The 12,556-nt window shown below is 64.0% G+C and carries 8 protein-coding genes; 4 read left to right on the forward strand and 4 right to left on the reverse strand.

What is annotated here, in order from left to right; genetic code table 11:
- Positions 1-39 precede the first annotated feature (39 nt).
- Complete coding sequence (gene glmS, locus K3163_RS04660; RefSeq protein WP_221552964.1) at positions 40-1,863, forward strand: glutamine--fructose-6-phosphate transaminase (isomerizing); 1,824 nt, start codon at positions 40-42, stop codon at positions 1,861-1,863.
- Between the two features lie 58 nt (positions 1,864-1,921).
- Positions 1,922-4,288 (forward strand): putative bifunctional diguanylate cyclase/phosphodiesterase, encoded by a 2,367-nt coding sequence (locus K3163_RS04665; protein WP_345719700.1) that lies wholly within the window; start codon positions 1,922-1,924, stop codon positions 4,286-4,288.
- An 18-nt stretch (positions 4,289-4,306) separates the two neighbouring features.
- On the opposite strand, the gene purQ is transcribed toward K3163_RS04665, so the two are convergent.
- On the reverse strand, positions 4,307-4,984 hold the full coding sequence (purQ, locus tag K3163_RS04670) for a phosphoribosylformylglycinamidine synthase subunit PurQ (RefSeq protein ID WP_221552966.1): 678 nt from the start codon (positions 4,982-4,984) through the stop codon (positions 4,307-4,309).
- Entirely contained in the window at positions 4,984-5,217 is a 234-nt protein-coding gene (gene purS / locus K3163_RS04675) for a phosphoribosylformylglycinamidine synthase subunit PurS (RefSeq protein ID WP_221428980.1), read from the reverse strand. The genes purQ and purS overlap by 1 nt, the downstream gene beginning before the upstream one ends.
- 294 nt (positions 5,218-5,511) lie before the next feature.
- Here purS and K3163_RS04680 point away from each other — a divergent pair, with 294 nt between their 5' ends.
- Positions 5,512-7,746 (forward strand): TonB-dependent receptor, encoded by a 2,235-nt coding sequence (locus K3163_RS04680; RefSeq protein ID WP_221552975.1) that lies wholly within the window; start codon positions 5,512-5,514, stop codon positions 7,744-7,746.
- Between the two features lie 58 nt (positions 7,747-7,804).
- Here K3163_RS04680 and K3163_RS04685 read toward each other — a convergent pair whose 3' ends face one another.
- On the reverse strand, positions 7,805-10,678 hold the full coding sequence (locus K3163_RS04685; protein ID WP_221552986.1) for a M16 family metallopeptidase: 2,874 nt from the start codon (positions 10,676-10,678) through the stop codon (positions 7,805-7,807).
- Between the two features lie 140 nt (positions 10,679-10,818).
- Here K3163_RS04685 and K3163_RS04690 point away from each other — a divergent pair, with 140 nt between their 5' ends.
- Positions 10,819-11,700: a diacylglycerol/lipid kinase family protein gene (locus K3163_RS04690; protein ID WP_221552988.1), complete on the forward strand. Its 882-nt coding sequence runs from the start codon at positions 10,819-10,821 to the stop codon at positions 11,698-11,700.
- Here the strand turns inward: K3163_RS04690 and purC are convergent, their stop codons facing one another.
- Entirely contained in the window at positions 11,701-12,507 is an 807-nt protein-coding gene (gene purC, locus K3163_RS04695) for a phosphoribosylaminoimidazolesuccinocarboxamide synthase (protein WP_221428976.1), read from the reverse strand. It lies immediately after the preceding gene.
- Between the last annotated feature and the right edge of the window lie 49 nt (positions 12,508-12,556).

The following is a 12,556-nucleotide window of genomic DNA, read 5'->3' on the forward strand; positions in this document are numbered from 1 at the left end:
AGCGCTAAGGCTGTCCGCAAAGGCTAAAGGGGCCCATTTATGTGCGGAATTATCGGTATCGTCGGCAAACAGGCCGTCTCGGAACGGCTGGTCGACGGGCTGAAACGCATGGAATACCGCGGCTATGACAGCGCGGGTATCTGCACCATCCACAAGGGCGAACTGGTTCGCCGACGCGCGGAAGGCAAGCTGTCGAACCTGGTCGCGGAGCTGGCGGAGAACCCTGCCCAGGGCGAAATCGGCATCGCTCACACCCGCTGGGCGACGCATGGCGCGCCGACCGCCAACAATGCGCACCCGCATGCGACAGACAAGGTGGCCATCGTCCACAATGGCATCATCGAGAATTACAAGGAATTGCGCGCCGAGGTGAAGGCTGCGGGTCGCACGATGGAAAGCGATACCGACAGCGAGGTGGTCGCCCACCTGCTCACGCGGCGTCTGGAAGATGGCGAAACGCCGCACGAGGCGGTGGCGAACATGCTTCCCCGCTTGCGCGGTGCTTTCGCGCTCGCCATCGCTTTCCGCGACTATCCCGACATGCTGATCGGTGCGCGCCGCGGCTCCCCGCTGGTCGTCGGCTATGGCGATGGAGAGATGTACCTCGGCTCCGACGCGCTGGCACTGGCCCCGCTGACCCAGCAGATATCCTATCTCGAGGAAGGCGACTGGGTCGAGATCACCCGTGATAGCGCGACGATCTTCGATGACGAAAACGAGAAGGTCGAACGCGAAGTCCGCGCATCGGGCGCCTCCGCCTCGGCGACCGAGAAGGGCAATTACCGGCACTTCATGCAGAAGGAGATCTTCGAGCAGCCCACAGTGGTGGCACAGACGCTCGGCTCTTACCTGCGCCGCGACGATGTCTCGATCGCGCTGCCGCAATTCGATTTCGACATTTCCAGCATCAAGCGCGTGACGATCGTCGCCTGCGGGACCTCCTATTATGCGGGCATGGTCGCCAAATACTGGTTTGAACAGTTCGCCCGCGTGCCCGTCGACATCGATGTGGCTTCGGAGTTCCGCTACCGCGAGCCGGTACTGGAGGATGGCGGTCTCGCGATCTTCATTTCGCAGAGCGGTGAAACAGCCGACACGCTGGCAGCGCTGAGGCACTGCAAGGAGAACGGCCAGACCATCGCCGTCGTCGTCAATGTGCCCACCAGCACCATGGCGCGCGAGGCAGACCTGCTGCTCCCCACGCACGCAGGCCCCGAGATCGGTGTCGCCTCGACCAAGGCATTTACCTGCCAGCTCGCCGTCCTAGCCGCGCTCGCGGCCCATATGGCGGTCAAGAAGGGCCTCATGAGCCGCGAGGAAGAATACGACGTTGTCACGCACCTGCTCGAGGCACCTGCCTGCCTCAACGCGGCGCTCGATCATGACGACGATATCGCCTCGATGGCGCATCTTATCGCCCCGGCGCGCGACGTGCTCTATCTGGGACGCGGCCCGGACTATCCGCTCGCGCTCGAAGGCGCTCTGAAGCTCAAGGAAATCAGCTACATCCACGCCGAGGGCTATGCCAGCGGCGAGATGAAGCACGGTCCCATCGCGCTCATCGACGACGATGTGCCGGTGATCGTGCTCGCTCCGTCCGGTCCGCTGTTCGAAAAGAGCATTTCGAACATGGAAGAGGTGCGCGCACGCGGCGGCCAGATCGTGCTGATTTCCGATGCCGAGGGGCTCGAACAGGCAGGCGAGGGGTGTCTTGCCACGATCGAAATGCCGCGCGTCCATCCGCTGATCGCACCGCTGGTCTACGCTATCCCCGTCCAGCTGCTTGCCTATCACGTGGCCTGCGTGAAGGGCACCGACGTCGACCAGCCGCGCAATCTGGCGAAATCCGTCACGGTCGAATAATCCTGCTTAACCGCCTGCGATTTACCCGGAAATAACCTTTCCCGCGTATTCGCAGGGTGTGAGCGAGTGGAATTCAGACCAGTCCCCCGAAGGGACCAAGCCGACCGTGCGGCAGGTCATCGGGCTAGATTTGCCCGAGACCGGCGACTGGGCGCGCGTGCATGGTCGCCAGTATGCGGTCGTCTCGCAGCGCGCTGGAACGCGCGTCGTGCTCCATGCCATCGCCGCCCTGATCGTGGTCTGGCTATGCCGCGACACTATCGAATTGCTCGCACTCCAGGCCTGGGGTGCCGCGCTCGGCTTTGCCGTGATGCTGGCCTTCGCCAGCGACTATCGCCTGCGCGACGTCGAGGACCGCCTGTTCACCGAGCGCGAGCTGCGCAGCCACGCGATGGTCTCGGGTCTCAAGGGAGGCATCTGGTCGCTCGGACTGTGCGGCGCAGTATTCTTCGGGGCCGGCGGCCAGATCGCATCGATCTGGGCAGCCATCGCTTTCCTTATGCTGGCCAGCGTCGCCAGCCGTTTCAGCGCTCCGCTGAGCTCGGTCGCCTTCTGCACTGCCGCCAGCGTGGGTTCACTCCTTGCAGCACTCGCGACGTTCAATTTCGGGCTCGCAATCATTATCCTCGCGAGTGCCTTCTTCGCCTCCTTCGGCCTGATCGAATCCGCGCGGATGACCTACGAATCGCGGCTCGCAGACCTCGAAATGCAGGAGAAGAGCGAGACGGTCTCGATGCTCCTGCGCGAATTCGAGGAAGGCCAGGCCGACTGGCTGTGGCAGATCGACACCAACCGCCGCCTGCGCTCGGTCAGCCCGCGTTTCGCCTTCGCTCTCCAGCGTGACGCTGCCGAGATCGAGGGCAAGTCCTTCCTGCAGCTGATCTCCGGCGATGGCTGGAAGAACGGCCAGTTCCCGCAGAGCCTTCACGAGCTTGCCGACAAGCTGAAAGGCCGCGAGAGCTTCTCCAACTTCGTGGTGAAGGCCACGGTGCGCGGCGAAGTGCGCTGGTGGGAGCTGTCGGGCACGCCGATGTTCGACGGCGACGGCCAGTGGCTTGGTTTCCGCGGTGTGGGCTCCGATGTCACCACGCAGCGCGAAAGCACCGAGAAGATCGAATATCTCGCCCGCTACGATACGCTGACCCAGCTGCCCAACCGCCTGCAGCTGAACGAGGCACTGGGCAAGGCGCTGACCTATGCGGAACAGTGGCGCACGCGCTGCGCGTTCCTGATGATCGACCTCGACCGCTTCAAGGCGGTGAACGATTCGCTCGGCCATCTTGTCGGCGACAGGCTACTCGCGCAGGTCGCGGCACGCCTCAAGCCGCTGATGGACGAGGGCGAACTGGTTGGCCGCCTCGGCGGTGACGAATTCGGCGTCGTCATTCGCGATGCCTCCGACCGCCGCCGTGCGGATACGCTGGCCAAGTCGATCATCGCCGCGCTCACCACGCCGTTCCACATCGACAATCACGTTCTCTATGTCGGCACCAGCGTCGGCTCGGCGATCGGTCCGCGTGACGGACGTTCGGTCGAGGAACTGCTCCGCAATGCCGACCTCGCGCTTTATCGCGCCAAGGACGAGGGCGGGGGCAACCACTTCGAATACGAACCCTCGCTCCACACGAATGCCGAGGAACGCCGCCAGCTCGAGGTCGCGCTGCGCAGCGCGCTCGAGAACGACGAATTCGTCCTCCACTACCAGCCCGTGGTCGATGCGATCGACGAGAGCGTCGTCAGCTTCGAGGCGCTGATGCGCTGGAACAGCCCGGAACACGGTTTCGTCAGTCCGGCCAAGTTCATCCCCATCGCCGAAGACACCCGCCTGATCGTGCCGATCGGTACCTGGGTGCTCAACCAGGCCTGTCACGAAGCGGCCGCCAACTGGCCCGAAGACGTGAAGGTGAACATCAACGTTTCGCCCGAACAGCTGGTCGAGCCTGACTTTGCAGGCACCGTCGTGCGCGCCCTTTCACACAGCGGCCTCGATCCCTCGCGGCTCGAAATCGAAGTGACCGAAAGCATCTTCATGCGCGATGCTGCGGTCGCCCGTAAGGCGCTGGAGCAGTGCATGGCGCTGGGTTGCTCGGTCGCGCTGGACGACTTCGGTACCGGCTATTCCTCGCTCGGCTACCTGCGCAAACTCAAGTTCACCACGATCAAGGTCGATCGCCTGTTCGTGCAGGGCGCCGCACAGGACAGCCCGGAAAGCCTCGCCATCGTGCGCGCCGTGGTGGCCATGGCCGACAGCCTCGGCATGACGACGACCGCAGAAGGTGTCGAGAACCAGGACGAGGCCGACCTCATCCGCCGCCTCGGATGCACCAAGATCCAGGGGTATCACTTCGGCCGACCGATGCCTGCCGAGGATGCCCGCAAGGTCGTGAAACGCCGCGGTTTTGACGAGAAACGCAAGAGCGCCTGAGGCGTCAGGCCTTGGCGTCTAGGCCTTTGCGAGGGCCTTCATCGCACCTTCGAACAGCGCAAGCCCGTCGGTCCCGCCATGCGCGGCATCCACCGCGCGCTCGGGGTGCGGCATCATGCCGAGTACGTTACCTGCCTTGTTGAGCACGCCAGCGATATCGCGGCGCGAGCCGTTGCAGTTCTCGGTGTAGCGGAAGGCAACGCGGCCATCGCCTTCGAGGCGGTCGAGCGTTTCCTCGTCGGCAAAGTAATTGCCGTCGTGGTGGGCGACCGGGATGCGGATTTCCTGCCCCGCCTCGTAGCCGCTCGTGAAGATCGACTGCGCGTTCTCCACCTTGAGGCCGACGGTGCGGCAGATGAAGTGCTGGCTGGCATTGCGCATCAGCGCGCCGGGCAGCAGCCGTGCCTCGCTCAGCACCTGGAAACCGTTGCATACGCCGAGCACCGGCACGCCGCGATCCGCGGCGCGCACGATCTCGCGCATGATCGGGCTGTTTGCGGCCATCGCGCCCGAACGAAGGTAGTCGCCGTAGGAGAAGCCACCGGGCAGGGCGATGAAGTCAAGATTGTCGGGCAGCTCTGCATCGCCGTGCCAGACACGGACCGGCGCGGTGCCCGAGACCTGTTCGAGCGCCACCGCCATGTCGCGGTCGCAGTTCGAACCGGGGAAGGTGATGACGGCGCTGCGGAAAGCCATCAGTCGAGCTTCTCGATCTTGTAGTTCTCGATCACCGTGTTCGCGAGCAGCTTTTCGCACATTTCGGTGAGAGCCGCGTCGCTGGTGTTGTCCGCGACATCGAGTTCGACCGTGCGGCCGATGCGGACATCGTCCACGCCCTCGAAACCAAGGCCCTCCAGCGCATGGTGGACGGCACGGCCCTGCGGGTCGAGCACGCCGGGCTTGAGGCTGACGAGAACGCGAATCTTCATGGGCGGCCTTTCGGGTGGTTCGAGGCGTTGCGAGATTTGCGCGCGCCTATGCCGCGAGTGGGCTCGAAGAGCAAGCCGTGTGCGAAAACCATGCCCTGCCAGCAGTTTGGGCCGCTTGTCACATTCCGTCGATGTAACTTCGATGCAACAAACACCGGAAACCGCGCGCTTCTGCGGCTTTCCGACTCGATATATGCGGCATTTCGGCTACAGGCGGCCGGGTCAATTCAATCCCTCCATCCCACCAACCCGCGCCATGGACAAAGGCGTCGGGCCAAAAGGATCATCTCTCCCATGATTGACCGCTCCCTTACTCTCCGCCTCCTTTCCGCCAGCACTCTGGCACTCGCCTTCGCGCAGCCCGCGCTCGCACAGGACGTCGATAGCTCCGACACCGAAGCAACCGGTGCCGAGCAGACCGACGACGGCGCACTCGACGTCATCGTCGTGACCGCCAACCGCCGCGAGGAAAACCTTCAGGACGTCGCCGTTTCGGCAGCGACCATCTCGGCAGATGCCGCCCGCGCCATCTTCGATGCCGGTGCCGACACGACCGCACTGGCCGGCCGCGTCCCGGGCCTGTTCGTCGAAAGCTCGAACGGCCGTGCAGCTCCGCGCTTCTACATCCGCGGTCTCGGCAACACCGATTTCGACCTCGCAGCCTCGCAGCCGGTTTCGGTCGTGATGGACGAAGTGGTCCTGGAGAACGTGACGCTCAAGAGCTTCCCGATCTTCGACGTCGAGCGCATCGAAGTCCTTCGCGGCCCGCAGGGCACGCTGTTCGGCCGCAACACGCCGGCCGGCATCGTCAAGATCGACACGGTCAAGCCGGGTGACGAGTTCGAAGTCAACGGTTCGGCAAGCGTCGGCAGCTTCAACTCGATCGCGATCGACGGCGGTGTCACCATCCCGATCGCACCGGGCCTCGCCTCGATCCGCCTGTCGGGTCTGTGGCAGCAGCGCGACGACTGGATCGACAACGGCTTCACCGGTGTTGAAGATGCCTATGGCGCCTACAGCGACATCGCAGGCCGTGCGCAACTCCTGATCACCCCGACCGATCGCCTCTCGATCCTGGGCAGCTACTCGGTCCGCGATCTCGACGGCACCTCGACGCTGTTCCGCGCCAACATCGTCGGCCCGGGCACGAACGACCTGAACGAAAACTACGACCGCGACACCGTCTTCTTCGACGCAGGCGGCGGCAACCAGGCCCAGTACAAGGCCGAGATCGCAACCGGCAAGATCGACTACGAAGCCGATTTCGCGACCTTCACCAGCATCACCAGCTTCGCGAGCAGCGAAGGTTCGAGCCGCGGCGATATCGACGGCGGCTTCGGTGCCAGCTTCCTCCCCGTAATGGGCCCGGGCTTCATCCCGTTCCCCTCGGACACGCAGGACTCGATCGAACTCGACCAGTTCACGCAGGAAGTGCGCATTGCCTCGAACAGCGGCGGTGCCTTCGAATGGCAGGTCGGCGGTTTCTACTTCGACAGCGACTTCGACGTCACCACCGTCGGCTTCGACTTCCCGCCGCCCGTCACCGTGAACCACACCAACGAGAGCTGGGCTGTCTTCGGCCAGGTCACGACCGAAGTGACCGAAGCGCTCAAGCTGACCGGCGGCGTTCGCTACACGGACGACCAGAAGGACTTCTTCGTGCGTGATGCAGCCGATCCGCAGGCCCGTTCGGTCTCGGACGACCGCATCAGCTGGGATCTCGCGGCATTCTACGAACTCAGCGACGATGCCAGCGTCTACGCCCGTGTCGCCAGCGGTTTCCGCGCCCCGACCATCCAGGGCCGTGACGTCGCCTTCTTCGCCGCTCCGTCGATCGCCACCAGCGAGAAGATCATGAGCTACGAAGCCGGTGTGAAGTCGGAGCTGTTCGACCGCCGCGTGCGCTTCAACCTCGCCGGCTACTATTACACGATCGAGGACCCGCAGTTCTCGGCCGTCGGTGGTGCAGGTAACCTCGTGCAGCTGGTCAACGCCGAGAAGGGTCGTGGCTACGGCTTCGAACTCGACAGCGCTTTCCAGGTCACTCCCGACTTCCTGCTCACCGCAGGCGTCAGCTGGAACGACACCAAGATCCAGGACGAGAACCTCGCCGTGGGCATCTGCGCACAGTGCACCGTGCTCGACCCGATCGTGAACATCGCCGGCACCGACCGTGCGCTGGTGGACGGCAACCCGTTCCCCAACGCTCCGGAATGGATCGCCGACGTCAGCGCCCGCTACGCGATCCCGGTGACCTCGGACGGCGAAATCTTCGCCTACACCGACTGGACCTACCAGGGTGAGACGAGCTTCTTCCTTTACGACAGCTACGAATACGTCACCGACCCGCAGATCGAAGGCGGTCTGCGTGTGGGTTACGCCAAGTTCGACGGCAGCCTCGAAGTGGCGCTCTTCGCGCGCAACATCACCGACGAGAACAACGTGAAGGGCGGCATCGACTTCAACAACAACACGGCGTTCGTGAACGATCCGCGCGTCTTCGGCGTGTCGGTCCGCTTCAACTACTAAGCCGCCTCGTTTTCGAGAAACGAGAGGGGCCGGAAGGGAAGACCTTCCGGCCCCTTTTCTATTCTGCGGGTGCCAGGCTGCTGTGGACGATGCGGATCCGCAGCGCGCTGTCCTCGCGCAGGTACTTGGCAGCCGCCTCCTTCAGCATTTCGGGCGTCACGTTGCGCAGCCGCGTCTCGTAGTCTCGGTAGCGGTCGAGCCGATCCGCCCGCAGCTGGGATTCGCTGAGCAGGCCGAGCCAGTAGCCGTTTTCGCGGCGGCTTTTCGAAAGGCTTTCGAGCATGGGGCGGCGCGCACGGTCGAGCAGGTCGGTTTCGACCGGTGCCTCGCGCAATCCGCCGGCGATCTCGTCGATCGCATCGAAAACGGTTTCCGCGTCGTCGGGGGCGATCACGACCGATGCCGAGAAGCTGCCGAAGCCGTCGTAGGTGTCCGACATCGAGGAGTTTGCACCCGGCGAATAGGACGCGCCCAGGTTTTCGCGGATTTCCTCGAGGAGTTGCAGCCGCATGACCGTGGCGAGGACGCGCATGGTGGCTTCTTCCTGAGCATCGTCATCGTCGGTGGTGGGCCAGTAAACCTGTGCCAGAGCCTGGTCTTCGGCACCCTCGTGATAGAGCGTGACCGCATCGCTACGACCCGTGAACACGGCCTGCCTCTCGGCAGTGAATGGCTGAAGTGTCAGAGCACGCTCGGGCAGGGCGCCGAAGGTCCGCGCGACTTCCTCGATAACCTGCTCTTCGTCGATTTCGCCGACGATCGAGATCTCGATCGGGGAGCTAGCGAACTGGCTTGCCGTGCTCGAACGGACCTGCCCGAGGGTCACTGCCTCCAGCTTGTCCTTCGAAGGAATGCCGAAGCGCGGATTGTCGTCTGTGATGACCTGGGGAAGCTCGAACTGCGCGACCGCCTGCGGCGTTGCATCGGCGCGGGCGAGGAACGGTGGCAAGAGCGCCTCCCAGCGGGTCAGGGCCTCCTCGCGGAAGCCCGGATCTGTGAGGTAGGCGGCGGTCAGTTCCATCTGGAGCGGGAGGTCCACCATGGTTGTCGCGCCTGCCACGCGGAACTGGTCGCCCTGCGTGGTCAGCCCGTTGCTCACGTCGCGTCCGGCCATGATCTGCCGCAACTCGTCATAGCTGTGCTGGCCGAGCCCGCCGTTATCGAGCGCGGTCGAGATGAAGAGGCCCGAGGCGATGGCTTCCTCTGGGATCGAGAGCAGGCCCGAACCGATGCGGATGTTGAAGCGCACGCGGCCTTGTTCGAAGTCGGTGGTCTTGAGGTTGAGGCGGACGTTGTTCGCAAAGCGCAGTTGCCGGAAGCCGAGATCCTCCACCGTCTCGTCGGAAACGACCGTGCCGGGTGTGCCGAAATCCTTGTAGGCAAACTCTGCCGTCTGTCCGGCTTCGGGCGGGGCCAGCGCGACCGCCTGCGAGGAGGCGAGGGCAGCGAGGATCGCGGTATCGCCCCCCTCGATCGGCTGCTTGGTGCTGACATGGACGAAAGGTGTGCCGAGCGCATAGTCCTCGCGGAAGACATCGGTGACCTCTTCGGGCGTGAGGCCAGCAGTCACTTCCTGGAAGATTTCCCAGCTCGTTTGGGGCGTTACGAAGAGGCGCCCGCTCTTGGCAGTCGAGAGGATGCCGCCGGCAAGGCCTGCACTGCGGCGGGTGTCCTGCTGTTCGGCGCGCGTTCGATAGCCGCGCGTGAAATTGGCGATTTGCTCGGCAAGTTCGCTCTCGGTGAAGCCGTATTCGATCGCGCGGCGCCATTCCTGCTCGCCCAGCGCAAGCGCAGCCTCCCATTCGCCCTCCTTGGCCTGCACCGTCATGGTCGCCTGGTCGTAGAGCTTGAAGAAATCGCCTGCCGAAATACCGCCGGAGATAATCGGCGCATCGGCTCCGTTGGCGATCCGCTCGATCCGGCGATTGACCATTGCGCGGCCGAGCGAGGACAGGATCGCGTGGCGAAAGTCCGATCGCCTACTCTTGCGCTCGTCATAGGGCGTGAAGCGGTCGATCACGACGATGTGCTCGACATCGGGGTCGACGAAATTGGTCGCTGCCGAGGTCCGGTCGAGATCGATCGACCCGCCATCGACGCGCTCGATGTCCGTCTCGGGCGCCTGCCAGTCGGCGAAAACCGCGACCAGCTTCTCGCGGACAGAGGCTGGATCGATGTCTCCCACGATCACGATCGCTGCATTGTCGGGGCGATAGTAGCGCCGGTAGAGATCGCGCAGCGTCTGTGCCGGAGCCGCGTCGATGTTCTCCACCGTGCCGTCCGCCCGGAACCGCGCCGCGTAGCGCGTGTCGGGGGCGACGAAGCGCAAATAGTCCTTCAGGCGGCGGATCGAGTAATTGTTGCGTGTGCGGGTCTCCGACTGGATCACGCCGCGTTCGCGGTCGACCGCGTCCTCCGCGATGGTCAGCTCGCTCGCCGTCTCGCGCATCAGCATCAGCGCCGTGTCAAGCAACTCGGGATCGTTGCGCGGCAGGTCGAGCCGGTAGATCGTGTCCTCGAATCCGGTGGAGGCGTTGGTGTCCGCTCCGAATGCCAGCCCCTCGCGCTCGAGCAGCTTGATCATCTCGCCTTCGGGTATGTTGGTCGATCCGTTGAAGGCCATGTGCTCGATGAAGTGGGCAAGACCGAGTTCGTCGTCCTCTTCATCGACCCAGCCAACATCGAAGCCGAAGCGGATGACGACACTGTCCTTCGGTGTCTCGTTGCGCAGGATCGCGTAGCGCAGGCCGTTGTCGAGAACGCCGTATTCGATCGTGCCGTCGGGCGAGATGTCGAATATTTCGTTGCCCCAGGCCGTAGCTTTCGATTGTTCGGCGGCTTCGGCAGCAGGCGGGGCTTCCGCATGTGCGGCAGACGGCAGTGCGAGCGCCAGTAACGGCAGGGGCGCAAGCACGCGAAACGGTATTCTCATCGACAGTCCTCTCTCCAACAACAGGTGTAGCAAGCGGACCCCTGACTGCAAGCTGACTGCGCCGCGCGCTCTGCCAAGCCGCAAGGAGCATCGACGAAACCGAATTTCCCTTTCTGCCGCACTGCGTTAGGGCAGGCGCGATGACCGCGGTCGACCTCGTCTACAATCCCGTCTCGGGCAGTTTCAGCCAGGCGCATTGCAACGCATTGCGTGATGCGCTGGAGGGCGAGGGCTTTGCCGTCACGATGATGCCGACAACGGCCGAGGGCGCGCAGCTGTCCGGAACCGCGGAGCTGGTCTGCGTCCACGGCGGAGACGGAACGCTGCGCGATACGGTCCAGGCGCTCGGCGAAGATGCCGGATCGGTCGCCCTGGCCGTAGCGCCTTCGGGCACGATCAACCTCGTGGCGCGCGAACTGGGCTATGCCCGCAAGCCTGCCGAATTTGCCCGGCAAGTGGCCAAGGGTTGGGCGAAGGGTCGCGACGAATGGGTCGAGGCGCCGCTCTACCGGCTGGGCGACATGCCGATCGTCTCATGTCTCTCGATCGGACCCGATAGCCATGCGGTGGCGCGCGTTTCGGGAAAGCTCAAGAAGCGGATCGGTCGCTACGCCTACGTTGTGGCCATGGTGCAGCAGATGCGTGACTGGCCGCGCAGTCCGATGACGGTGCGGGGCGAGCTCGTGGGGGGCGAGAGTTTCGAATGCGAAGCCGAGGCGGTGATCGTCTCCGGCGCCGCGCTATATGCCGGGCCGTTCCAGCTGAGCCCCGAGGCCAAGCTCTCCAGCGACGCGGTCGAGCTGATCACGCTGGAGCGCTCGACACGGTTCGGCACGATGCTGCTTAGCCTTGCGGCCATGCTGCGCCTTCCCGTCGACCGTTTCGCCAATGCCGAGATCCGCACATGCCGCAGGATCGAGTTCGATCGCTGCGTCACGCCCGTCCAGGTCGACGGCGATCACATGCCCGATTGCGCCTACGCCATCGCCCCTGCCGGGCTCAGCCTGCGCTACGTCGTCTGACTACTTCTTGACCGGCTTGGTCGGCGTGCGCAGCCGGCCGCGATGCGCGTTCATGTCGAGCACTTCGCCCGGACCGCTGTCTTCGTTCTGCAGCAGGCCGAGACGGCGCGCGACTTCCTGATAGGCTTCGCTCTCGCCGCCCATGTCGCGGCGGAAGCGGTCCTTGTCGAGCTTTTCGCCGGTGTTGATGTCCCACAGGCGGCAGCCGTCGGGGCTGATCTCGTCGGCAAGGATCGTGCGGCTGAAATCGCCGTCCCAGATGCGGCCGAACTCGAGCTTGAAGTCGACGAGGCGAATGTCGATCGCCGCGAACATGCCGCACAGGAAATCGTTGATGCGGATGGCCATGCTCGACATGTCCTGCATCTCTTCGTGGCTGCACCAGTTGAAGCAGGCGATCTCTTCCTCGGAGACCTTGGGGTCGCCCAGAGCATCGTCCTTGAGGCAGTATTCGATCAGCGTGTGCGGAAGCAGCTCGCCTTCCTCGATGCCGAGGCGCTTCGAAAGCGAACCGGCGGCGACATTGCGCACCACCACTTCCAGCGGAATGATCTCGACCTGGCGGACGAGCTGCTCGCGCATGTTCAGGCGGCGGATGAAGTGCGTGGGGATGCCGATGTGGGAAAGACGCGTGAAGACATATTCGCTGATGCGATTGTTGATCACGCCCTTGCCGTTGATCGTGCCCTTCTTCTCGGCATTGAACGCGGTCGCGTCATCCTTGAAGTACTGGATGATCGTGCCCGGTTCGGGGCCTTCGTAGAGGATCTTGGCCTTGCCTTCGTAGATCTGGCGGCGACGTGCCATGGGCGTATTCCTTCGCGCGAAAAAGCATGCGCCCCGGTAAGTGGAATCG

The organism is Qipengyuania xiapuensis, from assembly GCF_019711395.1.
GTDB classification, from domain to species: Bacteria; Pseudomonadota; Alphaproteobacteria; order Sphingomonadales; family Sphingomonadaceae; genus Qipengyuania; species Qipengyuania xiapuensis.